The organism is Streptomyces sp. NPDC022552, from assembly GCF_055561875.1.
In genome coordinates this window covers 15,138-41,431 of record NZ_JBVHGJ010000015.1, presented here as the reverse complement: position 1 = coordinate 41,431, position 26,294 = coordinate 15,138, and the positions used below count along the sequence as shown (strand labels likewise).

At 71.8% G+C, this 26,294-nt stretch carries 27 protein-coding genes and 1 pseudogene; 14 read left to right on the top strand and 14 right to left on the bottom strand.

Going from position 1 to position 26,294, the window contains the following annotated elements; all coding sequences use genetic code 11:
* Positions 1-9 precede the first annotated feature (9 nt).
* The 6 genes from ACZ3OF_RS30030 to ACZ3OF_RS30005 are packed head-to-tail and all read left to right on the top strand — an operon-like array spanning position 10 to position 4,141.
* Entirely contained in the window at positions 10-480 is a 471-nt protein-coding gene (locus ACZ3OF_RS30030) for a cupin domain-containing protein (protein WP_361676160.1), read from the top strand.
* Positions 477-1,745 carry a beta-ketoacyl-[acyl-carrier-protein] synthase family protein gene (locus ACZ3OF_RS30025; RefSeq protein WP_361676163.1) on the top strand — a complete coding sequence of 423 codons (1,269 nt, stop codon included), beginning with the start codon at positions 477-479 and terminating at the stop codon, positions 1,743-1,745. Before ACZ3OF_RS30030 ends, ACZ3OF_RS30025 begins: the two co-directional genes overlap by 4 nt.
* On the top strand, positions 1,742-2,989 hold the full coding sequence (locus ACZ3OF_RS30020; protein WP_361676166.1) for a ketosynthase chain-length factor: 1,248 nt from the start codon (positions 1,742-1,744) through the stop codon (positions 2,987-2,989). Before ACZ3OF_RS30025 ends, ACZ3OF_RS30020 begins: the two co-directional genes overlap by 4 nt.
* A gap of 24 nt (positions 2,990-3,013) precedes the next feature.
* Complete coding sequence (locus ACZ3OF_RS30015; RefSeq protein ID WP_361608814.1) at positions 3,014-3,274, top strand: acyl carrier protein; 261 nt, start codon at positions 3,014-3,016, stop codon at positions 3,272-3,274.
* Position 3,275: 1 nt separating this feature from the next.
* Entirely contained in the window at positions 3,276-3,755 is a 480-nt protein-coding gene (locus tag ACZ3OF_RS30010) for an SRPBCC family protein (protein ID WP_361431956.1), read from the top strand.
* Positions 3,756-3,808: 53 nt separating this feature from the next.
* Positions 3,809-4,141, top strand: coding sequence for a TcmI family type II polyketide cyclase (locus tag ACZ3OF_RS30005; protein ID WP_361676169.1), 333 nt, complete (start codon positions 3,809-3,811; stop codon positions 4,139-4,141).
* Between the two features lie 90 nt (positions 4,142-4,231).
* Here the strand turns inward: ACZ3OF_RS30005 and ACZ3OF_RS30000 are convergent, their stop codons facing one another.
* Both ACZ3OF_RS30000 and ACZ3OF_RS29995 read right to left on the bottom strand, forming a co-directional pair.
* Positions 4,232-5,260, bottom strand: a complete 1,029-nt coding sequence (locus ACZ3OF_RS30000; protein WP_361676172.1) for a methyltransferase — start codon at positions 5,258-5,260, stop codon at positions 4,232-4,234.
* A 53-nt stretch (positions 5,261-5,313) separates the two neighbouring features.
* On the bottom strand, positions 5,314-6,375 hold the full coding sequence (locus tag ACZ3OF_RS29995) for a right-handed parallel beta-helix repeat-containing protein (protein WP_467307879.1): 1,062 nt from the start codon (positions 6,373-6,375) through the stop codon (positions 5,314-5,316).
* Between the two features lie 342 nt (positions 6,376-6,717).
* On the opposite strand from ACZ3OF_RS29995, the gene ACZ3OF_RS29990 reads away from it, so the two are divergent.
* From ACZ3OF_RS29990 to ACZ3OF_RS29965, 6 genes are all read left to right on the top strand, one after another.
* On the top strand, positions 6,718-7,233 hold the full coding sequence (locus tag ACZ3OF_RS29990; RefSeq protein ID WP_361676178.1) for a sortase: 516 nt from the start codon (positions 6,718-6,720) through the stop codon (positions 7,231-7,233).
* 126 nt (positions 7,234-7,359) lie between these two features.
* Positions 7,360-8,034 (top strand): class F sortase, encoded by a 675-nt coding sequence (locus tag ACZ3OF_RS29985; protein ID WP_467307877.1) that lies wholly within the window; start codon positions 7,360-7,362, stop codon positions 8,032-8,034.
* Between the two features lie 38 nt (positions 8,035-8,072).
* The gene (locus ACZ3OF_RS29980) at positions 8,073-8,639 is read left to right on the top strand and encodes a TetR/AcrR family transcriptional regulator (RefSeq protein ID WP_361676184.1); all 567 of its coding nucleotides are present in this window, start codon (positions 8,073-8,075) and stop codon (positions 8,637-8,639) included.
* Between the two features lie 97 nt (positions 8,640-8,736).
* The gene (locus ACZ3OF_RS29975; protein WP_467307874.1) at positions 8,737-10,194 is read left to right on the top strand and encodes an MFS transporter; all 1,458 of its coding nucleotides are present in this window, start codon (positions 8,737-8,739) and stop codon (positions 10,192-10,194) included.
* Positions 10,195-10,250: 56 nt separating this feature from the next.
* A complete protein-coding gene (locus tag ACZ3OF_RS29970) occupies positions 10,251-10,694 on the top strand; it encodes an SRPBCC family protein (protein WP_361676190.1) in 444 nt (147 codons plus the stop codon).
* Between the two features lie 56 nt (positions 10,695-10,750).
* Entirely contained in the window at positions 10,751-12,100 is a 1,350-nt protein-coding gene (locus ACZ3OF_RS29965) for a carotenoid oxygenase family protein (protein ID WP_467307871.1), read from the top strand.
* 73 nt (positions 12,101-12,173) lie between these two features.
* On the opposite strand, the gene ACZ3OF_RS29960 is transcribed toward ACZ3OF_RS29965, so the two are convergent.
* Entirely contained in the window at positions 12,174-12,491 is a 318-nt protein-coding gene (locus ACZ3OF_RS29960) for a hypothetical protein (protein ID WP_361676195.1), read from the bottom strand.
* Between the two features lie 94 nt (positions 12,492-12,585).
* Positions 12,586-13,146 (bottom strand): TetR/AcrR family transcriptional regulator, encoded by a 561-nt coding sequence (locus ACZ3OF_RS29955; protein ID WP_361676198.1) that lies wholly within the window; start codon positions 13,144-13,146, stop codon positions 12,586-12,588.
* Between the two features lie 115 nt (positions 13,147-13,261).
* On the opposite strand from ACZ3OF_RS29955, the gene ACZ3OF_RS29950 reads away from it, so the two are divergent.
* Positions 13,262-13,948: an SDR family oxidoreductase gene (locus tag ACZ3OF_RS29950; protein ID WP_361676282.1), complete on the top strand. Its 687-nt coding sequence runs from the start codon at positions 13,262-13,264 to the stop codon at positions 13,946-13,948.
* 223 nt (positions 13,949-14,171) lie between these two features.
* Here the strand turns inward: ACZ3OF_RS29950 and ACZ3OF_RS29945 are convergent, their stop codons facing one another.
* The gene (locus ACZ3OF_RS29945; protein WP_467307867.1) at positions 14,172-14,681 is read right to left on the bottom strand and encodes an NUDIX domain-containing protein; all 510 of its coding nucleotides are present in this window, start codon (positions 14,679-14,681) and stop codon (positions 14,172-14,174) included.
* Positions 14,682-14,844: 163 nt separating this feature from the next.
* Between ACZ3OF_RS29945 and ACZ3OF_RS29940 the strand changes: the two genes are divergently transcribed.
* Complete coding sequence (locus ACZ3OF_RS29940; RefSeq protein WP_361676204.1) at positions 14,845-15,654, top strand: hypothetical protein; 810 nt, start codon at positions 14,845-14,847, stop codon at positions 15,652-15,654.
* Between the two features lie 22 nt (positions 15,655-15,676).
* Here ACZ3OF_RS29940 and ACZ3OF_RS29935 read toward each other — a convergent pair whose 3' ends face one another.
* The 9 genes and pseudogenes from ACZ3OF_RS29935 to ACZ3OF_RS29895 form a co-directional block, all read right to left on the bottom strand.
* Positions 15,677-16,480, bottom strand: a complete 804-nt coding sequence (locus tag ACZ3OF_RS29935; protein WP_361676207.1) for a GNAT family N-acetyltransferase — start codon at positions 16,478-16,480, stop codon at positions 15,677-15,679.
* Positions 16,481-16,892: 412 nt separating this feature from the next.
* Positions 16,893-17,720 carry a PaaX family transcriptional regulator gene (locus tag ACZ3OF_RS29930; RefSeq protein ID WP_467307864.1) on the bottom strand — a complete coding sequence of 276 codons (828 nt, stop codon included), beginning with the start codon at positions 17,718-17,720 and terminating at the stop codon, positions 16,893-16,895.
* Positions 17,721-17,780: 60 nt separating this feature from the next.
* Positions 17,781-18,488: a maleate cis-trans isomerase family protein gene (locus tag ACZ3OF_RS29925; RefSeq protein WP_361676285.1), complete on the bottom strand. Its 708-nt coding sequence runs from the start codon at positions 18,486-18,488 to the stop codon at positions 17,781-17,783.
* Between the two features lie 95 nt (positions 18,489-18,583).
* Positions 18,584-19,483, bottom strand: a complete 900-nt coding sequence (locus ACZ3OF_RS29920) for a fumarylacetoacetate hydrolase family protein (RefSeq protein WP_361676212.1) — start codon at positions 19,481-19,483, stop codon at positions 18,584-18,586.
* A gap of 19 nt (positions 19,484-19,502) precedes the next feature.
* Positions 19,503-20,630 (bottom strand): cupin domain-containing protein, encoded by a 1,128-nt coding sequence (locus ACZ3OF_RS29915; protein WP_361676215.1) that lies wholly within the window; start codon positions 20,628-20,630, stop codon positions 19,503-19,505.
* Positions 20,627-21,649, bottom strand: a complete 1,023-nt coding sequence (locus tag ACZ3OF_RS29910) for a carbon-nitrogen hydrolase family protein (RefSeq protein WP_361676218.1) — start codon at positions 21,647-21,649, stop codon at positions 20,627-20,629. The genes ACZ3OF_RS29915 and ACZ3OF_RS29910 overlap by 4 nt, the downstream gene beginning before the upstream one ends.
* A 15-nt stretch (positions 21,650-21,664) precedes the next feature.
* Entirely contained in the window at positions 21,665-24,028 is a 2,364-nt protein-coding gene (locus ACZ3OF_RS29905; RefSeq protein ID WP_467307860.1) for an oxidoreductase, read from the bottom strand.
* Complete coding sequence (locus tag ACZ3OF_RS29900) at positions 24,019-24,630, bottom strand: acyl-CoA thioesterase (RefSeq protein WP_467308014.1); 612 nt, start codon at positions 24,628-24,630, stop codon at positions 24,019-24,021. The genes ACZ3OF_RS29905 and ACZ3OF_RS29900 overlap by 10 nt, the downstream gene beginning before the upstream one ends.
* Positions 24,625-26,253: pseudogene (locus tag ACZ3OF_RS29895) on the bottom strand (AMP-binding protein); the annotation flags it as partial. The pseudogene ACZ3OF_RS29895 and the gene ACZ3OF_RS29900, both read right to left, overlap by 6 nt.
* Positions 26,254-26,294 lie beyond the last annotated feature (41 nt).

The window sequence follows — 26,294 nt, the reverse complement described above, 5'->3', positions numbered from 1 at the left end:
GTAACAACCATGCTCAAGCAGCACCCTCGCATCGTCACCCTGAGCGAGACGGAACCCAACCGCAGGCGCGGAGGTGACCTGCGGGCCATGCTCACGCCGGCCACCGTGGGTTCCACCAGCGGCTTCATGGGCCTGGCCATCGTCCAACCCGGCGAGCGCATCGGTGAGCACTACCACCCGTACTCCGAGGAGTTCGTGTACGTCGTCTCGGGCGCGCTCGAAGTCGATCTGGACGGTGAGACGTACGCGCTCCAGCCCGACCACGGGCTCCTGATCCCCATCGACGTGCGGCACCGCTTCCGCAACGTCGGCGACGTCGAGGCCCGCATGGTCTTCCACCTCGGCCCGCTCGCGCCGCGTCCGAGCCTCGGCCACGTCGACACGGAGGTCACCGACGAGGCGCAGCTCGCCGCCGCGGGCCCGCACCTGACCGTGGGCGACCCGGCACAGGTGTCCGAGCGAAGCGGGGCCATCGAGTGACCCGGCGAGTGGCCGTCACCGGTATCGGTGTGGTCGCTCCGGGCGGCACCGGAGCGAAGGCGTTCTGGGACCTCCTCGCCAACGGCCGTACCGCGACCCGCGGCATCACCCTGTTCGATCCGACCGGCCTGCGCTCCCGCATAGCCGCCGAGTGCGACTTCGACCCGATGGCACACGGCCTGGACCCGGAGCTGAGCCAACACGCCGACCGGTACATCCAGTTCGCCGTCGTCGCCGCCGATGAAGCCGTACGCGACTCCGGCCTCGACACCGGCACCGAAGACCCCTGGCGCGTCGCCGTCTCCCTGGGCAGCGCCGTCGGCGGCACCACCCGGCTCGAACACGACTACGTCCTCGTCAGCGAGGGCGGCCGGCGGTGGGACGTGGACCACCGCGTGGCCGACCCGAAGCTGCACATGGCGTTCTCGCCGAGCACGCTCGCCTCCGTCGTCGCCGAACAGTTCGGCGCCCGCGGCCCCGTGCAGACCGTCTCCACGGGCTGCACCTCCGGCCTCGACGCCGTCGGCTACGCCTTCCACACCATCGAGGAAGGCCGGGCGGACGTCTGCATCGCCGGTGCGTCCGACTCACCGATATCGCCGATCACCATGGCCTGCTTCGACGCCATCAAGGCGACGTCACCCGACAACGACGACCCCGAGCACGCCTCCCGGCCCTTCGACGACCACCGCAACGGGTTCGTCATGGGCGAGGGCGCGGCGGTCCTCGTCCTGGAGGAGTACGAGCACGCCAGGGCCCGCGGTGCGCACGTGTACTGCGAGATCAGCGGCTACGCCACGTACGGCAACGCCTACCACATGACCGGTCTGACCAGCGAAGGGCTCGAAATGGCCCGGGCGATCGACACCACGCTGGACCAGGCCCGGCTCGACCCCACCCTGATCGACTACGTCAACGCGCACGGCTCGGGCACCCGGCAGAACGACCGGCACGAGACCGCCGCCGTGAAGCGTTCCCTGGGCGCGCACGCCTACGACACGCCCATGAGCTCCATCAAATCCATGGTGGGGCACTCCCTCGGCGCGATCGGCGCGATCGAGGTCGTCGCCTGCGTCCTCGCGCTGCAACACCAGGTGGTACCTCCGACGGCGAACTACGAGACCCCCGACCCCGAGTGCGACCTGGACTACGTGCCGCGCACCGCCCGCCCACGGAAGCTGAGGAACGTCCTCTCCGTCGGCAGCGGATTCGGCGGCTTCCAGTCCGCGGTCCTGCTGACCGGGCCGGGTGGGAGGTCACGATGAGCACTGAGCGCCCACGGCGGGCGGTCGTCACCGGGATCGGTGTGATCGCTCCCAACGGACAGCACGCGGACGCGTACTGGAAGTCCGTCCGGGAAGGCCTCGGCGTCCTGGACAGGATCACCCGCGAGGGATGCGACCAGCTGCCGCTGAAGGTCGCGGGCGAGGTACGGGGCTTCGACGCCTCGGCCCTGATCGAGGAGCGCTTCCTCGTCCAGACCGACCGCTTCAGCCACTACGCCATGGCAGCGGCCTCCCTGGCCCTCGACGACGCCGGGATCGCCCGGGACGACCCGGAGGAGCCCTTCTCCATCGGGGTGGTCACCGCGGCCGGGTCCGGCGGCGGCGAGTTCGGCCAGCGGGAGCTGCAGAAGCTCTGGGGTCAGGGATCCAAGTTCGTCGGCCCGTACCAGTCCATCGCCTGGTTCTACGCGGCGAGCACCGGCCAGATCTCCATCCGGAGCGGCTTCAAGGGCCCCTGCGGAGTGGTCGCGAGCGACGAGGCCGGCGGCCTGGACGCCCTCGCCCACGCCGCCCGGGCCGTACGGCGCGGCACGGGCGCGGTGATCGTCGGCGCCGCCGAGGCGCCCCTCGCCCCGTACTCGATGGTGTGCCAGCTCGGCTACCCCGAGCTCAGCACCGTCGAGGAGCCGGACCGTGCCTACCGGCCCTTCACCGCCGGAGCCTGCGGCTTCGTCCCGGCCGAGGGCGGCGCCATGCTCGTCGTGGAGGACGAGGCCCGCGCCCGCGACCGGGGGGCGGCCGTCCGGGCCGTGGTGGCCGGCCATGCCGCCACCTTCACCGGCGCCTCCCGCTGGGAGGAGTCCCGCGAGGGACTCGCGCGCGCGATCCGGGGCGCCCTCGACGAGGCCGACTGCGCCCCCGAGGAGATCGACGTCGTGTTCGCCGACGCCCTGGGTGTACCGGAGGCGGACCGCGCCGAAGCGCTGGCCATCGCCGACGCCCTGGGAGCGCACGCCGCCCGCGTACCCGTCACGGCGCCCAAGACCGGGATCGGCCGTGCCTACTGCGGGGCTCCCGTCCTCGACACCGCGGCCGCCGTGCTCGCCATGGAACACGGCCTGGTGCCCCCCACCCCCAACGTGTTCGACATCTGCCACGACCTCGATCTGGTGATGTCCCGCGCTCGCCCCGCCGAGCTGCGCACGGCCCTCGTCCTCAGCAGGGGACTCATGGGATCCAACGCGGCGCTGGTCGTGCGCCGCGGCGGCGACTCCGCCCGGTAGGACCGGGCGGGAAGGAGAACACACATGATCACCACCGCACTGACCTTCGACGAGCTCGCCACATTGATGAAGCAGGCCGCCGGAGTCACGGTCGACCCCAAGGAACTCGCGAAGGCGCCGGACGCGCCCTTCAACACCATCGGCCTCGACTCGCTCGGCCTGCTCGGCATCGTCGGCGAGCTGGAGAACCGGTACAGCGTGGCGCTGCCCACCGACGCGGAGCGCTGCAAGACGCCCGCCGAGTTCGTCGACCTGGTCAACACCACCCTCAAGACGGGAGTCTGACGTGTCCGGACACACCGACAACAGCATCACCATCGACGCTCCGCTCGACCTCGTCTGGGACATCACCAACGACATCGAGAACTGGCCCAACCTCTTCAGCGAGTACGCCTCCGTCGAGGTGCTCTCCCGGGAGGGCGACTCCACCACCTTCCGCCTGACCATGCACCCGGACGAGAACGGGAAGGTCTGGAGCTGGGTGTCGGAGCGCACCGTCGACCGCCCGAAGCGGACCGTCCGTGCCCGCCGCGTCGAGACCGGCCCCTTCGCCCACATGGACATCCGGTGGGAGTACGAGGAGACGCCGGCCGGTGTCCACATGCGCTGGGTGCAGGACTTCGCGATGAAGCCCGAGGCTCCGGTCGACGACGACTGGATGACCGACAACATCAACCGCAACTCGCGCACCCAGATGTCCCTGATCCGGGACCGTATCGAGCAGGTCGCCCGCGACCGCCGGAGCGCCTCGGTCCTGCCCGGCTGACCGCGGGACCGGCACCCGCCCGACCCGCACCCCCACATGAGGAAGGACGCTCGATGCACCACGCCCTGATCGTCGCCCGCATGGCGCCCGGTTCGGCGCCGGCGATCGCCGACGTGTTCGCCGCCTCCGACCGCGGCGAACTCCCGCACCTGGTCGGCGTCACCCGCCGTCGCCTCTTCCAGTTCGGCGACGTGTACCTGCACCTCATCGAGGCCGAGCAGGACCCGGCGCCGGCCATCGCGAAGCTCGCCGGCCACCCGGAGTTCCGGGACACCAGCGAGAAGCTGTCGGCGTACGTCAGCGCGTACGACCCGGCGACCTGGCGCAGCCCCAAGGACGCCATGGCGCAGTGCTTCTACCGCTGGGAGGCGGACGCCCGTTCCTGAACTCCCGAGCGTACGCACGGCAGAGAAACCCGAGGCCGCCCGCCCCGCGAACGACGCGGAGCGGGCGGCCTCGGGTTCTCGGTCTTCCCGTCAGGCGGGAACGGTGCACTCGAAGGCGTGGAGGTACGCGTTGACCGGGCGGATCTCGTCGATCACCAGCCCCGCGTCCGTCAGCCGGTCGACCATGCTCTGCCGGGTGTGCTTCGCACCGCCGACGTTGAGGAGCAGCAGCAGGTCCATGGCCGTGGTGAACCTCATCGAGGGAGTGTCGTCCACGAGGTTCTCGATCACGACGACGCGAGCGCCGGGCCGGGCCGCCTTCCGGACGTTGGCCAGCGCCCTGCGGGTGCTGTCGTCGTCCCACTCCAGGATGTTCTTGATGATGTACACGTCCGCCTGGACCGGGATGTCCTCGCGGCAGTCCCCGGCCACGACACGGACCCGGGAGCCCAGCGCGCTCGCGTCCCGCAGCCGGGGATCGGCGTTCTCCACCACACCCGGCAGATCGAGCAGCGTGCCGTGCAGAGTGGGGTGCCGCTCCAGCAGACTCGCCAGGACGTGCCCCTGACCGCCGCCGATGTCCGCGACCGAGGCCACCCCCTCCAGGTCGAGCAGGTCGGCCACGTCCTGCGCGGACTGCCGGCTCGACGTCGTCATGGCCCGGTTGAAGACGTACGCGGACTCGGGGGCCTCTTCGTTGAGATAGGTGAAGAACTCCCTCTCGTACACCTCCTCGAAGACGTTACGGCCGGAGCGGACCGCCTCGTCGAGCTTGGGCCAGACGTCCCACGTCCACGGCTCGGTGCACCACAGCGCGATGTACCGCAGGCTGTGCGGATCGTCCTCGCGCAGCAGCCGGGACATCTCCGTGTGGGCGAAGGTGCCGTCGGGTTGCTCCGTGAAGACGCCCTGGCAGGACAGCGCGCGCAGGAGCCGGCGCAGTGTCCGCGGCTGGGTCTTCACCGCCGCCGCCAGGTCCTCGACGGTCATGGGCGTGTCGTCCAGGGCGTCCGCCACACCGAGACGGGCGGCCGCGCGTACGGCGGCGGCGCACGCCGCCCCGAATACGAGCTCCCTCAGCCGCATGGGCGGCGGGGGAGCCGGATCAACAGTCGTCATCTGTCGCCTTGTCTGTGCTGTCGTGCCGTGGGTGGGGGAGCGGAGCCGACCGTTCAGCACATGCCCGCGGGCTCCGAGACCTCACAGGTGTTGCCGCTGAAGGTGTTGCCCTTGCCGGTGTCCCGGTTGGCCAGGTCGGCCGAGCCGTTGCGGAGTACGACGTTGTCGCGGATCTCGTTGCGTTCGTTGAGGGCGCCGACGAAGCTTTTGAACAGCACGATGCCGCCGGACAGCGGCGAGGCGCCCACGTTGTCCTCGATCCTGTTCTTCGCCACCAGCGTCTCCTCGGCGCCGGTGAGGACGATTCCCGAGCCCTGCAGGAAGGGCAGCCGGGGGGTCTTGGGGCAGTGCTTGTTGTTGGAGTGGATGTAGTTCCGGCGCAGGCTCATGGCCCCGGCGCGCGGGGTGGACTCGTCGCCCACCACGAACACCGCGGCGCAGTTCCCGGTCGCCTCGTTGCGGTCGACGGTCAGGTTCCTCAGGCGCCGTACCGTGACGCCGATCCGGTTGCCGGACACACGGTTGCGGGTGATCACCGTCCCCTGGGCGTCGACGGCTCCCGCCTCCGTGTCGGTGGTGTTGGACACGAAGAGACCGGCGTCGGCGTTGTCCCGGGCGATGTTGTGGCTCAGCACGCTGCGTACGGACCGCTCCTGGGCGATGCCCCAGTTGCCGTTCTTCTCGGCGGTCACCCTGTGGACCTTCAGGCGGTCGGTACGCGACGCCCACAGGCCGTTCTTGGCGAAGCCCCGGACCGTCAGGGAGCGTACGGTGACGCCCTCGACGGGGTTGCCGTCCGTGCCGGTCACGCAGATGCCGTGGCCCGCCTTGGCGCACACGTCGGTGTCGGCCGCGTCGGGGACGAGGACGGTGGGGAAGACGGTCGAGCCCCGCAGGGTCACGTTCGAGGTGGTGATGCGGACGCTCTCACGGTAGGTGCCGGGAGAGAGGACGACGGTGTCCCCCGGCTTCGCGGCGTCCACGGCTTGCTGGATCGATTCGCCGGGCTTGACCCGGTGCACGGTACGGTGCTCGGCCGTCGGGGCGGCGGCTCCCAGCCCCGAGGTCACAAGAGCCACGGTGCATGCCAGGTAGGCGATCTGTCGTTTGGTCATATGCCGAAGCTATGAGGGGGTGTTCCGGCCCGCCACCGCTGATCACCCGGCTGGGCAGCCCTTCCCCCGAACGTCGGCCGGGCCGGGTGATCCGACCACCCCGCCCCGGGGCGGGGCTAGCCCGTTCGCCCGCTGGACGCTGTCGTTCTCGCCGCGCCGGGTCCGCCACCGTGACCTGCGGTGACGGGGCGACAGACGACGATCAAGCCGCCGACCGGGGGACACGCGCGCACCTCGCTCGCGTTGCGGTGCTCGGGGGCTGGCGCTTGCCTCGTGCACGGAGCACAGCACAGGTGCCGCGCAGACTCGCCGGCCGAGAACTGCTCCGTCGAAGGAGAAACCATGCGTCTCGCACGTACCGGCCCCGCGCTCGCGCTGATCATCGGCGCCCTCACCCTGTCCGCCCCCGTGGCCTCAGCCGCCGAGGGGGAGTCCGCCGTCGGTGAAGCGACGGCGAACGTCCGCATCACCCCGGGGAAGGTGTCCCCGGGCACCACCGTCACCGTCAGCACCACGGCCTGTGGCCAGGAGACCTACGGCAAGGGCGAGTCGGCGCTCGCCGGGCAGTTCCACCTCTTCCCGGGCGAACGGAAGGGTGTCCTGGTGGGCGAGTTCCAGGTGCCGGAGAACGCCGCCTCCGGCACGGACACCGTGACCCTCAAGTGCCCGCCGCGGACGAAGCTGACCTCCACCTATCAGATCTCCGGCCGCCCGAACGGTCCCGTCGACGCCGGCTTCGGAGGGTCCGCCGACAAGGAGACGGAGTTCGGCCTCGGCTGGCTGCTGCTGGGCGGTGCCGTCGCGGGCGGGGCGGTCGTCCTGCACCGGCGCACCGCGGCCGGCAGGACGTCGGCCTGACGGTAAGCCGGGTGACCCGATCGTGGGCCCCGGCCGGCCGTGTGTCCGCACCGTACCTCCGTCCCCGGCCCCGCGAGGGGGCCCGGGGACGGAGGTGTTCCGGCGCCGAACGAAGGCACCACCACCATGAGGAAAGACCCCAGGAGGACGCCCGCCGGCCCGCCGCCGCGCTCCACCCCACCGGTCAGGATGCTCGCCTGGGCCGCGCTCGCCGGAACTCTGCTGCTCGCCGACGCGATGCGCGACGACGACCCCCCGCGCCCGACGGCACAGACCCGGCAGACCGCCGAGCGGACCGCCGAGCACGGCGCCCGCGAACGCCCCGCCCCCGAACCGCTGCCCGCCTCGGATCCCGTACGGATCCGGATTCCGGCCATCGGGGTCGACGCGTTCCTGATGCGTCTGGAGCTGGACGCGAAGGGGGCGCTGCAGCCTCCGCCCGCGACGGCCCCCGCCTTGGCCGGCTGGTACGCCGACGGCACCGCGCCCGGCTCGCTCGGGACGGCGGTCGTGGCAGGACACGTGGACACCCCCGCGGGCCCCGCCGTCTTCCACCAGCTCGGCGCCCTGGAGCGGGGTGCCGAGATCGCGGTCGACCGCGGGGACGGACGTACCGCCCTCTTCTCGGTCGACGCGGTCGAGGAGCACGCGAAGGGCCGGTTCCCCGACGACAAGGTCTACGGCGACTCCGGGCGCCCGGAACTGCGGTTGATCACCTGCGGAGGCGCCTGGTCCGAGGGCACCGGCTACCCGGCGAACACCGTCGTCTACGCCACGCTGAGCGGGGTGCGGGCGGTTTGAGGGTTGACACCCAAAAGTGTGAGTGATTGAGTACTCACATGAAGAGCGAACGCCCCCGTCAGTTGTCCACCGCCGAAGAGCGCCGCGAGACGGTGCTGCGCACCGCCATCGGCGCCTTCGCCGCCCGAGGCTACTGGGGCACCACCACCACCGAGGTGGCCAAGGCGGCCGGCATCTCGCAGGCGTACGTCTACCGCCTCTTCCCGAGCAAGGAGCTTCTGTTCACCGCCGTGGTCGAGCACTGCTTCGTACGGGTGCGGGCGAGCCTGGAGCAGGCCGCGGCCGAGGCGCAGGGCAGTTCGGCGGAGGTGGTCCTGAAGGCCATGGGGGACGCCTATGCCCAGCTCATCAGCAACAACGACCTGATGCTGATCCAGCTCCACGCCCAGGCGGCGGCGGTGTCCGAGCCGGCGGTGCGCGAGACGGTCCGGCAGGGCTACGCCCGGCTGGTCGAGTACGTACGCGGCGCCTCCGGCGGAACCGAGGCGCAGGTGCAGGAGTTCTTCGCGATCGGCATGCTCTGTCATCTCATCGTCTCCATGGGCGCCGACGAGGTCGACGCGCCCTGGACCCGGACGCTTGCGGCCGGTATCCGGCACTACTGACGCCCGTCGCCACGGCGCACCGGGCAGGCAGGCGGGGCACATGGCCCCGCCCTTTCTTGGGCGTCACGTGTGAGTGGTCAACCACACAGGGGGAATCGTGAAGTCCACCGACACCATCCGCCGCGGCCGCGGAGCCGCTCTCGCGGCCCTGGCCGCCGCGCAGTTCACCGTCATGCTGGCGACCTCGATCGTGAACGTCGCCCTGCCTCAGATCCGCGCCGGTGCGGGACTGTCCGACAACGGCACCACATGGGTGGTCAACGCCTACGGCCTCGCCTTCGGGGCACTGCTGCTGGCGGGAGGCCGCGCGGCCGACCTCCTGGGCCGCCGCCGGGTCCTGCTCGCAGGGCTGGCGGTCTTCGCGGTCTCCTCGGCGGCGGCGGGCCTGGCCACCTCGCCGACCGTACTGATCGCGGCGCGCGCCGTGCAGGGGCTGGGCGCGGCGGCGATCGCCCCCGCGGCACTGGCCCTGGTGGCGGGACTGTTCCCACCAGGCTCCGGCCGAGGCCGCGCGTGGGGAGTGTGGGGAGCGGTGTCCGGGGCCGGCGGCGCGGCCGGAGTCCTCCTCGGCGGGATCCTGACGCAGGTCTGGGGCTGGCCGTGGATCTTCCACGCGGTGGCCATCGGCGCGCTCGTCGTCCTGGCCGCCGCTGCCGCGACCGTGCCGCGCACCCCGGTCGCGGAGAGCGGACGCTTCGACCTGCTGGGCACCACAGCCGTCACCCTGGCGCTCACCGCCCTCGTGTGGGGCCTGACGTCGGCCCGCAGCTCGGGCTGGACGGACCCCACGGTCCTCGGAGCCTTCGCCCTGGCCGCCGTCCTGCTCACCGCGTTCGTCGTGGTCGAGCGCCGGCACCCGAACCCGCTGCTGCCGCCCCTCCTGTTCCGCACCGGACGGGTCGCCGCCGGCAATGTGCTGATGGCGCTGCTGGGTTCGGTGTGGATCGCGCTGTTCTTCTTCCTGCCCCTCTACCAACAGCAGGTCCTCGGCCTCGGCCCCCTGGCCACCGGAGCCGGGCAACTCCCGCCGGCCGCCGCCATCATGCTCGGCTCCGCGCTCGCGCCACGGATCTCCCGCCGTGTCGGCTCCACCGCGACGGTCACCGGCGCACTCCTGGCGGAGGCGGCCGGACTGCTGTGGCTGGCCCGTATCGGTGCCCACGGCAGCTACCTCGCCGACGTCCTCGGCCCCAGCATCCTGATCGGTCTGGGCCTGAGCATCGCCTTCGTCCAGCTGACCTCCCTGTCCGTCGAGGGCGTTCCGCAGCAGGACGCGGGTCTGGCCGGCGGTCTGGTCAACACCACACGCCAGGTCGGGGGAGCGGTCGGACTCGCCGTCCTGGCCACACTGGCCGGCGCCACCACCGGCCACGCGACGGCCGCCCACCAGCCACACCTGGAAGCGCTGACCGCCGGCTACCGCACCGCCTTCGGCATCTCCGCCGCGGTCCTCGCGGCCGCCGCCGTCCTCGCTCTGGTCCTCGCCCGCCGCCGTACGTACCGGCCCGGCGAGGCCGGGCCCGCGGCCCGCCCCGTGACCAACGGCAGCCGCTGACCCTCCCGACGTCACGCATCCGTGCAGCACCCCACCAACCGAGAGGAACGCACGCCATGTTCACCATCGACGAGACCGCGCCCGTCATCGTCCGTCTGTCCACCGTGATCGACGCCCCGCTGGAGCGCGTCTGGGCCCTGCACACCGGCATCGACGCCTGGGCCGACTGGAACGCGGACATCGACCGGGCCGAGCTCGAGGGCCCGCTGCTGCCCGGCCACTCCTTCACCTGGACGACCCACGGGATGGACATCACCTCCACCGTCCACGAGATCGTCCCCGGCGAGCGCCTGGTCTGGGGCGGGCCCGCCCACGGCATCGAGGGCATCCACGTCTGGACCTTCGAGCGGACCGGAAGCCGGATCACCACCGTGCACACCGAGGAGTCCTGGAGCGGCGCCCCCGTCGACGCCGCCACCGAGGAGCTCGGCCAGGCCCTGAACGCGTCGCTGACCGCCTGGCTCGCAGCGCTGAAGGCACGCGCCGAGCAGACCGTCTGACTCCCGGATCCACCGCCACCCGCACCCTCCCCCGTCACGGAATCGAGGCTCCTGCCATGACCACCGAGAAGCCCTACCTGATCGGCCACTACACCCCGGCCGTGGACGAGATCACCGCCACCGGGCTGACCGTCGAGGGCGCCCTGCCGCCGGAGCTGACCGGCCGGCTGATCCGCAACAGCCACAACCCCAGGCCCGGCGTCACGCCCACCCACTGGTTCAAGGGCAGCGGCATGGTCCACGGCATCCGCCTCCGCGAGGGCCGCGCCGAGTGGTACCGCAACCGGTGGGTGCACACCCCCGCCCTCGACGGCGCGCCCTACATGACCGAGCGGGGCCCGGACCTGACCGCCAGCACGGCCGGCACACACGTCATCGAGCACGCCGGACGCCTCCTGGCCCTGTGTGAGGCCAACCTCCCCTTCGAGCTCACCCGCGACCTGGACACCGTCGGCGCCTACGACTTCGGCGGCACGCTGCGCGGTGCGATGACCGCACACCCCAAGACCGACCCGGTCACGGGCGAACTGCACTTCTTCGGCTCCTCACCCTTCCCGCCGTTCCTCACGTACTACGTCGCCGACGCGCAGGGCGAGATCACCCACACCGCCGAGGTCCCCGGCGCGAGCCCTGCCCTGAAGCACGACTTCGCCGTCACCCGACACCACGTCGTCTTCGTCGAGGGCTCCGTCACCTTCGACGCCACCGAGCACTCCGGGATCCCGTACGCCTGGAAGGACGACCAGCCGGCCCGCATCGGCGTCATGCCCCGGGGCGCGGACGGCGCGGGCAAGATCCGCTGGTTCCCCGTCGCTCCCGGGAGCATGCTCCACGCCGCCAACGCCTACGAGGACGCCAAGGGCCGCATCGTCCTGGAGGGGCCCACCGTCGACCGCGAGGGGTTCCAGCTCTCCTGGAACTGGTGGGTCGGCGCCCCGGGCCGTGGCACCGAGCCCAACACCCGCTCGTACACCCGCCGTTGGATCATCGACCTGGCTGCCGGCAGCGTCGACGAGCGGGTCGTCGACGACCTGGCCGTGGAGTTCCCCACGCTGAACGAGGACTTCCTCGGTGCCGAGCACCGCTACCAGTACGCCGTCTCCTTCCCCGACCAGCAGGGCCGCGGCGGCTACGGCATCGTCAAGTACGACCGCGCCACCGGCGCCCGCCGGATCCACGAGGCCGGCGACGCGCGCCTGCCCAGCGAGGCGGTCTTCGTCCCGGCGGACGGGGGCACCCGCGAGGACGACGGCTATCTGCTCACGGTCGTCTCGGACCTGAAGCAGGACGCGTCCCAACTCCTGGTCCTGGACGCCTCCGGCCTCGACCGCATCGCCACGGTCCACCTCCCGCGCCGGGTGACGGGCGGCATCCACGGCTCCTGGATCCCGGACGCCTCCCACTAGCGCCTGTGGCAGCCGGTCGGGCCCCGGGGATTCGCTCCCCGGGGCCCGGTTCGTCCTGGCGGGACGGGAGCCGTCACTGCTCCCGCCGGGGCGGGACGAAGGGGCCGGTCGCGGGCGCGACGCACTTCTCGATTGCGGGCTCCTCACCGCCGGCCGAGCCGTCCACGCAGAGCCGGCCGCCGTTCATGCGCAGGTCGAGGAGGAAGCGTGTGGTCGCATCGGACTGCTCGAGGCCGTGGATGCGCTCGTCGATGTAGCCGAGATCGTTGAGGATCTTCCGCACCGTGGCGGGGGTGGGATCCGCCAGATCCGAGAGCGCCACGGTGATGCGCTGCTCGTGCCGGACGCCCGCGCACCAGTCACGGGCGTCCAGCTCCCGTTCGCGGTGCATGCGCACAGCTTCCGTCCCGTCCGACGGACCGCACGTGAGTACGCGTACTCACCAAGACCGGTGCCGGCGACTCGACTTCGGGCCGCAGCGGAGCTCAGCGTGGCGCTGTCAGCGACGCGTGAACGGTGGTGAGGATCTCCTCCGAGAGTGGAGAGCCGGCGGTGGCGCGGGACAGGACGAGGGCGCCGACCATCATGCACAGGCGGGTCATGCCGTCCTGGTCGTCGGTGGCGAGCCACTCGGCGAAGTCGGCCACGCCCTCGCCGTAGACGCGGTGGGCCTCGCGGTCTCCGGGGTCCCGCGCCATGTCGGTGGCGAGGGCGGCGGCCGGGCAGCCCTCCGCCGCGTTGTCCCGGTGTGCGGGGGAGAGGTAGACGTCGATCAGTGCCCGCTGGGCGGCCTCCCGCTGTCCGGCGTGCTGCTCAAGTCCGGCAGTGCGGCGCCGTGTGAGCTCGTCGAAGGCGTGGGCGGTGGCTTCGTCGACGAGCGCCTCCTTGGAGGCGAACTGCTTGTAGAAGCCGCCGTGGGTCAATCCGGCTGCCTTCATCAGGTCGGCCACGCTGACCTGTGTTCCCTGCTCACGGAACATCCGGGAGGCGGTCTCCACGACCCGCCTGCGGTTCTCCTCGGCTTGCGCCTGCGACACGCGGCCCATCAGCCACCTCCCTATTGGATGTCGGTTGACATCTATCCTACACCCGCTTTAGATTATGACCATCATCCAAATCGCGGTCGGCCGCTGCCCGACCCGCAACGCCAGGAGTACAGACATGGAACTCAAGGACTCCGTCGCCGTGGTCACGGGCGCCAACCGGGGGCTGGGCCGGCATCTGGCCGAGCAGCTCCTCCAGCGCGGAGCGAAGGTGTACGCGGCCGCCCGCCGTCCCGAGACGGTCGACCTGCCAGGTGCTGTTCCGCTCCAGCTGGACGTGACGGACGCGGAGTCGATCCGCTCCGCCGCCGGCATCGCGTCCGACGCGACGCTGCTCGTCAACAACGCGGGCATCTCCACCTCCACACCGCTTATCGCGGGCGACCTGGACGCGGTGCGCCGGGAGATGGAGACGAACTTCTTCGGCCCGCTCGCCGTGACACGGGCCTTCGCTCCCGTCATCGAGCGCAACGGCGGCGGCTCCGTGCTCAACGTCCTGTCCGTGCTGTCCTGGCTCCATCCGGCCGGCCTCGGGTCCTACGCGGCGGCGAAGGCCGCGGCATGGGCGCTGACCGGCGCGGCCCGGGAGGAACTGGCGCCGCGCGGCATCACCGTCTCCGCGCTCCACGTGGCCTACATGGACACCGACATGGCCGCGGCTGTCCCCGCCGAGCAGAAGACCGATCCGGCCGAGGTCGCCGCCCAGGCCCTGCTCGGCATCGAGGCGGGCCTGACCGAGATCCTCGCCGACGACACCACCCGGTACGTCAAGCAGAGCCTGGCCGCCACGCCGAACGCGGCCTGAGGCCCCCTGCCGCCGAAGTCGCTGTGCAAGCGCCTGGCGCCCGACAAGCACGGACACGGCTCACGCCGTCCGCGTTCGTCGGCTCCTGGGTGGTGGAACGGGACGGCGGCAGCGTCGGGCCACATCGGCCTGTCCCGCGGCGGCGCCGGAGACGCCGCACCCGGTCCGTGGAGCGCACGGACCGATGTGAGCGTCGACGCGACCGCCGTGGCCGACCGGCGCGCTAGGCCTCCCAGTCCCACGAGCCGAAGTACGCCGTCGCGCCCGTGCGCCGCGCGTCCATCACGGCCGTCAGGCGGGCGAAGTCCTGGGCCGGCATGAGCGACTGCCACTCCGTCAGGGGCAGTGCGCGGACCTCGTCGTGCTCCTCCGGGGCGAGTCGGATGCCTGCCAGCCGCCGAGCGGAGAGCCGGCCGCCGTCGAAGACGAACCCGGCCGTGGCATAAGGCCATTCGGCCCCCGGCAGCCCGAACACCGCCGCCAGGAGCCGGGGAGGTCCTGGAACGATCAGCCCGGTCTCCTCCTCGCACTCCCGTACGGCGGTCTCCCACGGACGCTCTCCGTCCTCGGTCACCCCGCCGGGCCACTGCCACGGGTGAGCCGTCGTGTAGACGGCCCGCAGGTGGACCGGGTGGTCGTGCTCGTCGGTGAAGAACACCGAACCGAAGACGGTCGCCTTCGGCAGGGTCTTGGCGTACTCCTCGGGCGGAAGCCAGGTGCCGCTGGTCTGCATGATGGTGGTCTCCTTCGTCAGAGGGGCGCAGCGGTGGACGTCAGGGGCGGCGGTCCCGGCCGTCGCCGTCCGAGTCGTGTGCTGACCGGAGAACACGAGTCTGTCGCCGCCGGTTCCGATCTCCCGAATGGACCCGTCGGCCCGCGGCGCGCAACCTGGAAAGGTGAAGACCGAGACACCCACCACGCATCGCGGTGCTGTCGCCGGTTTCCTGGAGAACCCGGTCGTCGGGATGGCGCCGTGGATCGTGTTCTCGCTGCTCGTCGGACCCGGTCGGTTCGAGATCGCGGTCGCGCTCGCCCTGGCCACGACGATCGTGCTCGTCACGGCCGGGCGGATCGTCAACCGGGGCACCTCCTGGAAGCTGCTGGAACTCGCCGACATGGTGTTCTTCGCCGTGCTGGCCGTCGTCGGCATCCTCGCGAGCGAAGGCACGCTGCACTGGCTGGAGACGTACGCGGGTGAGGTGTCCAACCTCGCCCTCGTCCTGATCGCGTTCGGCTCCATGGCGTTCCGCACGCCCTTCACCCTCCAGTACGCGCGGGAACAGGTCGATCCCTCCTACTGGCACACGCCCACCTTCGTGCGGGCCAACTACGTCATCACCGGAGTGTGGGGGCTGGCCTTCCTGGTCGCCGCCATCGCGGGCGCGTACGGCGACCTGGTCCTGCACAACCCGAACAACATCTGGACCGGGTGGATCATCCAGATCCTGGCCATCATGGCCGCCCTCCGCTTCACCGAGTGGTACCCGGACGTCGTACGTGCCCGTGCCCGGCACGCGGCGGACAGTTCAGCGCCCGAGCCACCGCACCTGGCGGGGATGCTCCTGCCGCTGGCGGGGCTGCTCGTCCCCATCGGAATCGCGGTCCTGATCTTCGACAGCAACGTGTGGTGGCTGGGTGCGGCCCTGATCGTGGGTGGTGGGTACCTCACGAAGACGTTGGCGTCGGGTCGTCAGGGAGCGCGGTGACTCCGGGGCCGCCGCCGGGGGGTCAGCCGGCCGCGCCGTGCGGGAGCGCCGTGAACGTGGCCTCGGTGAACTCCGTGACGTCGGAGAAGCCGAGCCGCCGGTAGAGCCCCACGGCCGTGGCGTTGTCCGCCCTGACATTCAGCCCGATGTGGTCGACGGACCTTCCGAGCCGCCGGCACAACGCGGCCACGCATGCTCCGCCCGCGCCCTGCCCGCGCAGCTCGGGGTGGGTGGTGACGTTCCCGATGGCGGCGACGCGGTACGCGGGCGAGTAGACGTGCACCCCGGCGACGGCGACCAGCCGTCCGTCCCGCCGGGCTCCCATGTACTGCCCGGTGTCCAGCATCCGGTCGTCGAACCAGTTGCCCGGATACGCCTGCGCGAACAGCTCCAGAAGCTCCGGCAGGTCACCCGGGTCCAGCGGGGCGGGCTGCCACGGGCCGTCGGGGTGGGCAGCGGTGGGACCGGGATCGGTGAGGGCCATCCGCAGCAGGACACCGTGCCGCTTCACCTCGTACACGGACTCCAGCACCTTGGCGGCCTCTCCGGTCAGATGGCCGAAGAAGCGACGGGGAAGGACGGGCAGCAGCGCGCCCGCGAGCTCCTCCAGCTCCGCCGCTTCCCCGGGACGGGAGAAGGCGAGCAGGGTGGGAATGTCGCCGACCGCGTAGAGGAGCGCGACCGGGCCGCTCCGCGACACGGTGTACCAACTGGTGTGCGGCCACAGCAGATCGTCGAGATCGCCGAGCTCCATCAGGTGCATCGCCGGATCCCGGTCGAAGCGGTCGGCCAGGACGGATCGGTCGTGAAGAGCGCGCAGGGTCACCCGTAGAGCGTACGGCGCCGGTCGCACGGCGACGGGAAGAGGTCCGGCATGCGATCGCACGGTCCGGACAACCCGGCCCCGCCGCTCGCCCTCCCGGAGGGCGAACCCATCGTGACCTCCGCCGCCCGGGCGAGTACGGGGCGGGCGGCTCTTCTTGCGTACTGACCGAGGTCAACGGGGTCCCCCTTGGCGGTCGCGGCTGGGTCACCCGGCTCCACGACCCCGCCCGGATTTCGAACGCCTGTTTTTCGGACGGACCGCGACCCCGGAATCGCGCGCGTCGGACGGTGCCGGATGCACCGACCCCGGCCGCGCAACGGGCATGCCGGTACGCACTGTTGGCCGAAACGCCGACACCAGCCCCGGCGCGTTCGCGCGGGCCTGAGCCCCTCAGCCCCTCAGGACCGTGACGTCAGTCCCTCAGCCCCGTGACCTCGGCGACGTGCCGCAGGCTCGGGTCGAGGAGAATGCCGTGCAGCTGCTGGAAGACCTGCCGTGCGGCCACCGCGTTCCAGTCGGCCGGCAGCAGCTCGGTCGGCAGGCCCGGGTCCAGGTACGGCAGACGCCGCCACTGGGTGAGCAGCGGAACGTAGTGCCGGAAGGCCTCGGCGGGCTCCGGCTCAGCCTCTGCCGCCGCCCACCGGGCGGCCACCGGCGCGTACGTGTCGGTGAACGCCGCGTACTGCGTCTGGATCGCCGGGAAGTCCCACCACGAGCTCACCGTGCCCGGCAGGTCGCTGAAGGCCGCGTACTCGGCCGCGAACAGATGGACGTAGTCGCTCAGCCCGAGCCGTACGAGCATGCTCCGCGCGTCCTCCAGGAGCCGGCCCGGCGCCAGCCACACGCCCGGGGCGATGTTGCCGAAGCCGAGCCAGGTCAGGCGGGTGCGCAGCTGGTAGCGGTGCGAACGTTCCGACTCGGGTACGGAGAACACCGCCATCGCCCAGCCGTCCGCCAGGTCGGCAGGCTCCAGGCTGGCGAAGATCCGCCGGTCGCCCTCGTCGAAGACGGGAAGAACGGCCGGGCTCAGCCGGTAGCCCGTGGCGCCCCGGCGATCCGGTTCCAGGACGCCGCGCTTCTTCAGCCGGGAGATCGCCGAGCGCACCGCCGGGGCGTCGACGTCCAGTTCCCCCATCAGCGTGATCAGGTCGGCGATGGAGATCCAGCCGCCGAGGCGGCGCAGGAACGCACCGTAGACCGTGTTGATCAACGAGCTGGGCCTGAGGGGGCTGTCCGACATGATCGCCTTCCGTTGTACGCGGTCGCGATCATATCGAGGCCCCCTCCGGGCCCACGGGGGTCAGGCGTACGCCCCCGACAGCAGATGTCCGGCACCGGGGGCCTCGGCCCGCAGGCCCAGGGCGCGCAGCATCTGGTGGGCCGTGCACACGGCGGCCGACACGACCGGCTTGCCCAGGAGCTGTTCGGCCTCCTCGATGACGCCGAGCGAGGGCATCTGCACACAGGCCGAGAGGACGACCGCGTCGGCATCGGCGTGGTCGAGCGCGCGGGCGAGACCGGGCAGCCTGGCCGGGTCGTGGGCGGCCACGTCCAGGTTGTTCGGGATCTCCAGGGCCCGGTGGTCGAGGACGTCGATGCCCTCCCGGGTGAGGTAGTCCACGACCGTCTGCGTGAGGGGGCGCATGTACGGGGCGAGCAGGGCGATCCTCTTGGCACCGATGGTGTTCAGTCCGTGGACCAGGGCGCCCGCGCTGGTGACGACGGGCGCGGCTGCGCCGTTCTCGACCGTACGCAGGTGCAGCCGCTCCTCGGAGACCCGGTGGTAGCCCGGTCCCATGCTCATGATGGCGACGAGACAGGCGTACCCGAGTACGTCGACCCGGGCGTCGGACAGTTCCACGGCGCAGCGGTCGGAGTCGGCGTCCATGGCCTTGAGCTGTTCCGGGGTCACATGGGTCATGCGCATCCGGCTCGAGTGGAAGGTGAAACCCTCGTCCGGCGCGACGGCCGCGCGGGCGCGCAGGATAGCGGGGACCTCGGTCTCCATGGTGACGTTCGAGCTCGGCACGATCTGGCCGATGCGGAAGGTACGGGGCGGCACGGGTGACTCCTCGGTTCTCGTACGTATGTGTCCGACGGGGATCAACGGGCGTCGACCACGGGGTTGGTGAGGGTGCCGATCAGCTCGACCGTGGCCTCCACCGTGTCACCGGGCGCGAGGAACTCCGGCGGGACCATGCCGGCCCCGACCCCGGAGGGCGAACCGGTCGCGATCACGTCGCCGGGCTCCAGCGTCACGCCGGAGCTGATGTCGGCGATCAGCCGGGCGATCGGGAAGAGCATGTGCCGCGTGTTCGACTTCTGCTTGGTGACGCCGTTGACGCGCAGCGAGAGGTCCAGGGCCATCGGGTCCGGGATCGCGTCGGCGGTGACGACCACCGGGCCGAAGGGCGCGTACGAGTCCTGCCCCTTCGAGAAGAACCACTGGCCGGAGCGGCGCTGGTCGCGGGCGCTGATGTCGTTGACGATGCTGAAGCCGAAGATGTGGTCGTACGCATCCTCCTCGCTCACCCGGAACGCCGTCCGGCCGATGACGACGGCGAGTTCGCACTCCCAGTCCAGCTGCGCGGTGAGATCGGCGTTGTGCAGGATGGGCGCGCCCGGGCCGGTGACGGCGGTGGCGGGCTTGCTGAACAGCACGGGACGGGGCGGGAGTTCCTTGTCGGTGTCGAGACTGCGGCTGGACTCCTCGACGTGCTCGACGTAGTTGAGGCCGACCCCGATGATCTTGCCGGGCCGGAAGGGCGCGCCCAGCCGGACGTCCTCGGTCCGGTGGACGGCGTGGGCCGGATACGCGCCGTCGAGCAGTCGGCGCGCGGCGTCGAGACCGGCCGGGCCGGCCTGGACCAGGCCGAGCAGGTCGTGCGGGAGCTCCACGCGCGCGTGGGCGGCGAGGGCGGTGAGATCGAGGACGTGGCCGTCGGTCTCGACGCCCGGCCGGGGATCGGCGGCGGTGGTGGTCGTGAACGTCAGCAGACGCATGGGAGGGTCTCCTTCTGGGTCAGACGGCGGGGTCGGCGGTGACGGGCTGGTGGCCGCCGTTGTCGGGGTACGCCTCTTCGCGGTGGAAGCCGAGCGAGCGCATGACGGGGAAGTCGTTGAAGGAGAAGAGGCAGGCGTCCTCGGACGGGTCGAGGTTGTGGTGCTCGTGCCAGGCCCAGGACGGGACGCAGAAGATGTCCCCTTCCCGCCACTCGAAGCGCCGTCCGGCGATCACCGACGCGCCCCGGCCCTTGGCGACGGTGTAGATCACCGAGCCGGTGTGGCGGTGGGCCGCGGTGGCCTGGCCGGGGCGCAGAAGCTGCATGTGGGCGCCCATGGTCGGCATCACCGAGCCGCCGGTCACCGGGTTGGTGTACTCGGCGATGACCCCGTCGTACGGGGAGCCCTCGGTCGCCTCGGCGAGGCCGCGCAGGGCCTCGTACGTCGGCTCCCACGGGTAGGCGAGGAGCGGCGAGTAGGGGCGGGTCCACTTCTCCACGCCGTACGGGAGCAGGGTGCCGGAGTAGGTGAGGACGGAGGAGTTGACCACCTTCCCGGGCGTCTGGTGCAGGTCGGGGTGCACCTCGTAGAACCCGGCGTCCAGGGCGTTGACCAGGGGGATGTCCAGACCGTCCTGCCAGATCACCGGGGCTTCGGTCCCGTCGTTGCCGTGTTCGTGCCAGGTGCCGTTCGGGGTGATGGCGAAGTCGCGCGGGCCGACCTTGAGCTTCTCGCCGTCGACGATCGTCCACGCGCCGGTGCCCTCGTGGACGAAGCGCAGGGCGGCGGCCTGGTGGCGGTGGGCGGTCATCGCCTCACCCGGGCCCATGATCTGGAGACCCGTGTAGAGCAGACCGGCGGCCGCGCTGACGTCCTTGCGGCCGGGGTTGACCAGCATCACGACGCGGCGGCCCGCGTCGTCGGCCTTGACGAGACCGAGGGCCTTGTGGACCAGGGGCCGCAGCTCCTCGTAACGCCACAGCACGGGAACGGACCTGGGCTGCGGGTACCAGGGCTCGATGTCGTTGGCGACGGTCCACAGCGCGCCGGCGTCCAGCGCCTCGAGCTCGCCGTAGTACGCGGTGAGCTCCGGGGTGTCGGAGACCCGGGCGCGGCCGAGCATCGTGTCGTCCTGCTCGATGGTCATACGTCCTCCTCAGGGGCGGTGGTGGTCACGGGGCCCGTCGGTGGCACGGTGAACGTCACCGGCGGACGTGGGGTGTTGTCGACTTCGAGGCGGAAGATGTCGAAGCGGTTGTAGTGACCGGTGATGTCGTGCATCTGCTTGGGCTGGATGCAGCGGCCGAGGTCGATCTCGCCGTAGACGATGCCCTCGTCGTCGACGAGCGGCTCGGTGACGGGCCGGCCGTCGGGGCCGAAGACCCCGGACAGCGCGCTGCGCGGCCGCTGGAACAGGGCACGCAGCTCCTCGTCGTCCCCGGCGAGCATGTCGACGATCTCCGGGGAGACGGTGGAGCAGGCGACGACGGAGAAGACCTTCCCCTCGAAGCTGTGGGCCGCGGTGCGGACGGCGATCGCGTCCGCCATGTCGTAGTCGGCCGGGGCGACGGGCAGCGCGATGTAGCAGGAGGCGTGGACGAGTTCGCCCTGCGCGAGGAGGGTGAACCGGGCCAGTGTGTTGGTGTTCTCGCCGCAGGCGAGGGCTCCGAGCGGGCCGACGGGCGTCCGGTGGACGCGCAGCGAACTGCCGTCGCCGCCGGTCCAGGTGAGCTTCTCGGCCCAGGTCGGGACCAACTTGCGGTGCACGCCCAGGATGTCGCCGTCGGGGCCGATGGTGAGCAGGGTGTTGTAGAGGACGCCGAGGCTGTGCGCGGCACGCTCGTTGACGCCGATGACCAGGACCACGCCGTACTGGCGGGCCGCCGAGCGCAGGGTGTCGACGTACGGGCCGGGGATGTCGACGGACGCGCGCTGGAGGCGCTCGAACCAGGGCGAGCCCTGGACCGGGTTCATCGTCCAGTTCCAGTACGGGTATCCCGGGACGAACACCTCCGGGAACACGACCAGTCGGGCACCGTTCCCGGCAGCCTCGGCGATCAGGGCGACGGCCTTGTCGACGGTGGCGGCGGGGTCGAGGTAGACAGGCGCTGCCTGGACGGCGGCGGCCGTGAACCGGGGCAGGTCGTCAAGGGGCGGATGTGGCACGGGGGTTCTCCCCTTTCAGTGGGCGAGGGAGGCGGCGGCGACCTCGGCGGGCCCGCCGTCCGTCGCGAGCGCGTGGGCGGCGGATCCGGCGCGGGCGGCGGCGACGCGCGGCAGCCAGCGCTGATGAACGGGCGCGACGGGCTGCCGCAGGAGTTCGAGACGCGGCGGCACCCGGTCCGTACGGCCCGCGGGCGGTCGGCCGCTGCCCGCCCGCCACGACGGGGCCCAGGGCGCGGCCGGCCCGCGGTAGCCCTGGGCGGCGGCCGCGTGCAGCGTCCACAGCGGGTCGTGGAGCTGGGCCCGGCCCACCCCGCACAGATCGGCGCGGCCGGCCAGGATGATCGAGTTCACGTCGTCGTACGTCGAGATGGCACCGACGGCGATGGTCGGCACCCCGGTTGCGTTACGGATCAGGTCGGCGTACGGAGTCTGGTAGCTGCGGCCGAAGCGGGGCCGCTCGTGGGGGACGACCTCGCCGGTGGAGACGTCGATGGCGTCGGCGCCCGCCTCGGCGAGGGCACGGGCGATGCCCACCGCGTCGGCCTCGCTCAGGCCGCCCTCCGCCCAGTCGGCCGCGGAGATCCGCACCAGCAGCGCCTTGCCCGCGGGCCATGACTCCCGTACGGCGGACAGCACTTCCAGCGGGAAGCGCAGCCGCCCTGCCAGATCGCCGCCGTACTCGTCGGTGCGCCGATTGGTCAGCGGAGAGAGGAAGCCGGACATCAGATGCCCGTGCCCGTACTGGAGTTCCAGGGCGTCGAAACCCGCCCGGTCGGCGCGCCGGGCCGCGCGCACGAAGTCCCGTACGACCAGATCCATGTCGCCGCGCGTCGCCTCGCGCGGCACCGGCCCCTGCTCGTCCCAGGGCAGCGGGGAGGCGGCAAGGAGCGGTCCGGCGGCCGCGCGGCGCCCCGCGTGGGTGAGCTGGACGCCGAGACACGTGTCGCTCTGGCCGTGCACGAAGCCGGTGATGCGCCGCCAGGCGGCCTCCTGCTCGTCGTTCCAGAGACCGGGGCAGCCCGGGTCGGGGCGGGCGTCGGCACTGACGGCGGTCATGCCGGCGACGACCAGACCGGCCCCGCCGAGAGCCTGGGTGCTCAGATGGACGAGGTCGAAGTCGCCCGGGACGCCGTCACGGGCCGTGGCGAGCGCGGTGGGCGGGACGACGACACGGTTGCGCAGGTGCAGCCCGCCGACGCGGAAGGGCCGGAACATCGGCGGGACGGGTGCGGTGGTGTTGACGGCGGTGGTGAAGGCCTCGTCGCGGACGCGCAGGTTGTCGTACGTGACGCGGCGGCTGCGGGTCAGCAGGTTGAAGGCGAACTGGTGCGGGTCCTGACCGGTGTACCGGTCGATGTTCTCGAACCATTCGAGGCTGGCCTGCGCGGCCCGCTGGGTGGACTCCACGACCGGCCTGCGCTCGTCCTCGTACGCGGCGAGCGCGCCCGGGATGTCCCCCGGGTGCTCGTGCAGGCAGGCCGCGAGGGCGAGGGCGTCCTCCATGGCGAGCTTGGTGCCGGAGCCGATCGAGAAGTGGGCCGTGTGGGCGGCGTCGCCGAGCAGGACCACGTTCCCGTGCCGCCAGGTGCGGTTGCGTACCGTCGTGAAGCGGAGCCACTTGGAGTTGTTGGGCAGGAGCCGGTGGCCGTCCAGGTGACCGGCGAGGATCTCCTCGCAGCGCCGGATGCTCTCCTCGTCGCTCGCCCCCGGCGGGTACGCAAGGCCGGCGGACTCCGCGAAACCGGCGCGCCGCCAGGCGTCCTCGTCCAGCTCGACGATGAAGGTGGAGCGCTCGTCGTCGTACGGGTACGCGTGCACCTGGAGCGTGCCGAAGTCCCGCTCCTCCACGATGAAGGTGAAGGCCTCGAAGACCTTGTCGGTGCCCAGCCACATGTAGCGGCCGGAGCGCTCGTCGAGGTCCGGGCCGAACGTGTCGGCATAGCCGGCGCGGGTGGCCGAGCGGACGCCGTCGCACGCCACCACCAGGTCGTACTCGGCCGAGAGCTGCTCCGCGGCCGGTGCCTGGGTGCGGTAGCGGACGTCCACGGCGAGGTCGGCGCAGCGGTCCTGGAGGATCCGCAGCAGACTCCTGCGGCCCAGCGCGGCGAAGCCGTGGCCGCCGGAGGTGAGGGTCTGCCCCCGGTAACGGACGTCGATGTCGCTCCAGCGGGCGAACTCCGCCGACATGGCGGCGTGGACGACCGGATCGGCGGTCGCGATGCCGTCCAGGGTCTCGTCGGAGAAGACGACCCCGAAGCCGAACGTGTCTTGGGGGGCGTTGCGCTCCCAGACCGTGACCTCCCAGTCCGGGGAGAGCTGCTTGGCCAGGGCCGCGAAGTACAGGCCGCCCGGCCCTCCTCCGATGACTGCTACGCGCACGGGGTACCTCCTGTGGTTCCGGTGATCAGCTCGGGGGCCTGCGGGCCCGCCATGGTGAGGACCTCGCGTACCTCCGCGGGCCAGGGGGTGGTTCCGGTGGCCCGGGCCGCCGAGTGGGCGATGACCATGCGCCCGGTCGCGGCCTCCGCCCCCTCCGCGCCGAGGACGGTGAAGGCGTAGTGCAGAGAGCTCGTGCCGACCTTGGTGACGCGCAGCTCGGTGCGGACCGCCTCGCCGAACCAGAGCCGGGCGCGGTAGTCGGCCTCGAAGTGGACGCGTGGCGTACTGCCGAAGAGGTGCGACAGGCCCAGGCGGCGCAGCAGTACGGCTTCGGCCGCCTCGACCCAGCGCACGACGGTGGAGTGGTGGTAGTGGCCGGCGGCGTCCGTGTCGGGCCACTCCACGCGGCGCTCGACCGTGACACTCGGCAGACGCGGGACCAGCGACTCGGCGGCCCCGGCGGCGCAACTGTCCCCGCCCGCATGGGCTGTCGTACGGGATGCGTGGGCTTCGGCGGCTTCCGTACGGGTGGTGTCGTCGGGGCCGGCCGGTACGGCGCGGGTGTCTTCGGCGCGGGCCTCGGCCCTGGCGCGTTGGCGCAGCTCACCGCGCTGGAGCTTGCCGTTGGCCGTCCTCGGGAGATCCGCGACGAACTCGACGGCCCTGGGGTACTTGTACGGCGCGATGGCCTGCTTGACGTGAGCCTGGAGCTCCCGGGCCGTGGCCTCGGCCGCCGGGGTGCCGTCGCGCAGGACGACGTACGCCTTGACGATCATGCCGCGCCGCACGTCGGGGGCGCCGACGACCCCGCAGTCCTCGACGTACGGATGGGCGGCGAGGGCCTTCTCGACCTCCGGCCCCGCGATGTTGTACCCGGAGGAGACGATCATGTCGTCGCTGCGGGCCACGTACCAGAAGTACCCGTCGGCATCCCGTATGTAGGTGTCGCCGGTGATGTTCCAGCCGTTCCTGACGTACGTGGTCTGCCGCGGGTCGGAGAGGTAGCGGCAGCCCGTCGGGCCCGTCACGGCGAGCAGTCCCGGCTGGCCGTCCGGTACCGGATCGCCCTGCTCGTCGACCACGGCGGCGCGGTACCCGGGGACGGGCCGGCCCGTGGAGCCGGGACGGATGTCCTCGTCCGCGGCGGAGATGAAGACGTGCAGCATCTCGGTGGCACCGATGCCGTCGATGATGCGCAGGCCCGTGGAGGCGTGGAAATCCTCCCAGACGGTGGCGGGCAGGGGTTCGCCTGCCGACACGCAGCGACGGAGACCGGACAGCTTGCCGGTCGCGCCGGCGGCCATGATCGCCCGGTAGGCGGTGGGCGCGGTGAACAAGACGGTCACGCCGTGCGCGGAGACCAGCTCGGCCAGCTCCTCGGGGGCGGCCTGCTCGATCAGCAGGGTCGCGGCGCCCACGTGCAGCGGGAAGACCACGAGCCCGCCGAGGCCGAACGTGAAGGCGAGCGGCGGTGTGCCGGTGAAGACGTCGTCCGGACCGGGCTTGAGGACGTGCCGCGAGAATGTGTCGGCGTTGGCGAGGACGTCCCGGTGGAAGTGGAGGGTCGCCTTGGGGCGTCCCGTCGTGCCCGAGGTGAAGGCGATCAGCGCCACGTCGTCGGCGGCCGTCTCGACGGCGGTGAACCGGCCTTCCTTCGTGGCGCACAGGGCGGTCAGATCAGCCGCGTCGGGGCCCCCGTAGGGGATGACGGGCAGGCGGCCCGGCAGGCCGGGGCTTCCCGGTGGGCCCGGCGGGTCCGCGGCGTCGAGTTCCGCGACGTAGCGGTGGTCGCACAGGGCGACCGTGGGACTGCTGATCTCGCACAGTTCGGCGAGTTCGGCCGAGCGCAGCAGCGGCATCGTCGTGACGGCCACACCGCCGGCCTTGAGGACGCCGAACCACGCGGCCACGAGCCAGGGGTTGTTGGGGCCGCGCAGCAGGACGCGGTTGCCGGGCCGGAGCCCGTGGTCCTCGGTGAGCACCTGGGCGACCTGATCGGCGCGCCGCTGGAGCTCGCCGTAGGTCCAGCGCTCGGTCGGGGTCAGCAGACAGGGACGGTCGGGGCCCCAGCGCTCGACCGCTTCGTCGAGCAGGCGGCGGGTGCAGTTGAGCCGGTCGGGATAGTTCAACTCCGGTAGATCGAAGTGGAGTTCGGGCCAGAGGGAGAAGTCGGGAAGCCGGTCGCGGCAGAAGGAATCGGCGTGCGCCGAAGGGGAGAGCTCCATGGGGCGGCACCTCAATCAGGGAGCAGCGGGAGATGGGGCAA

Excerpts from the sequence above, each read along its gene's own strand:
- ACZ3OF_RS30030 (WP_361676160.1), top strand. The coding sequence starts at position 10 with ATGCTCAAGCAGCACCCTCGCATCGTCACCCTGAGCGAGACGGAACCC.
- ACZ3OF_RS29970 (WP_361676190.1), top strand. The coding sequence starts at position 10,251 with ATGTTCACCATCGACGAGACCGCGCCCGTCATCGTCCGTCTGTCCACC.
- ACZ3OF_RS29915 (WP_361676215.1), bottom strand. The coding sequence starts at position 20,630 with ATGACCATCGAGCAGGACGACACGATGCTCGGCCGCGCCCGGGTCTCC.
- ACZ3OF_RS29980 (WP_361676184.1), top strand. The coding sequence starts at position 8,073 with ATGAAGAGCGAACGCCCCCGTCAGTTGTCCACCGCCGAAGAGCGCCGC.
- ACZ3OF_RS30000 (WP_361676172.1), bottom strand. The coding sequence starts at position 5,260 with ATGACGACTGTTGATCCGGCTCCCCCGCCGCCCATGCGGCTGAGGGAG.
- ACZ3OF_RS30020 (WP_361676166.1), top strand. The coding sequence starts at position 1,742 with ATGAGCACTGAGCGCCCACGGCGGGCGGTCGTCACCGGGATCGGTGTG.
- ACZ3OF_RS29950 (WP_361676282.1), top strand. The coding sequence starts at position 13,262 with ATGGAACTCAAGGACTCCGTCGCCGTGGTCACGGGCGCCAACCGGGGG.
- ACZ3OF_RS30015 (WP_361608814.1), top strand. The coding sequence starts at position 3,014 with ATGATCACCACCGCACTGACCTTCGACGAGCTCGCCACATTGATGAAG.
- ACZ3OF_RS29955 (WP_361676198.1), bottom strand. The coding sequence starts at position 13,146 with ATGGGCCGCGTGTCGCAGGCGCAAGCCGAGGAGAACCGCAGGCGGGTC.
- ACZ3OF_RS29930 (WP_467307864.1), bottom strand. The coding sequence starts at position 17,720 with ATGTCGGACAGCCCCCTCAGGCCCAGCTCGTTGATCAACACGGTCTAC.
- ACZ3OF_RS29920 (WP_361676212.1), bottom strand. The coding sequence starts at position 19,483 with ATGCGTCTGCTGACGTTCACGACCACCACCGCCGCCGATCCCCGGCCG.
- ACZ3OF_RS29965 (WP_467307871.1), top strand. The coding sequence starts at position 10,751 with ATGACCACCGAGAAGCCCTACCTGATCGGCCACTACACCCCGGCCGTG.
- ACZ3OF_RS30005 (WP_361676169.1), top strand. The coding sequence starts at position 3,809 with ATGCACCACGCCCTGATCGTCGCCCGCATGGCGCCCGGTTCGGCGCCG.
- ACZ3OF_RS29985 (WP_467307877.1), top strand. The coding sequence starts at position 7,360 with ATGAGGAAAGACCCCAGGAGGACGCCCGCCGGCCCGCCGCCGCGCTCC.
- ACZ3OF_RS29960 (WP_361676195.1), bottom strand. The coding sequence starts at position 12,491 with ATGCACCGCGAACGGGAGCTGGACGCCCGTGACTGGTGCGCGGGCGTC.
- ACZ3OF_RS29990 (WP_361676178.1), top strand. The coding sequence starts at position 6,718 with ATGCGTCTCGCACGTACCGGCCCCGCGCTCGCGCTGATCATCGGCGCC.
- ACZ3OF_RS29925 (WP_361676285.1), bottom strand. The coding sequence starts at position 18,488 with ATGGAGACCGAGGTCCCCGCTATCCTGCGCGCCCGCGCGGCCGTCGCG.
- ACZ3OF_RS29995 (WP_467307879.1), bottom strand. The coding sequence starts at position 6,375 with ATGACCAAACGACAGATCGCCTACCTGGCATGCACCGTGGCTCTTGTG.
- ACZ3OF_RS29945 (WP_467307867.1), bottom strand. The coding sequence starts at position 14,681 with ATGCAGACCAGCGGCACCTGGCTTCCGCCCGAGGAGTACGCCAAGACC.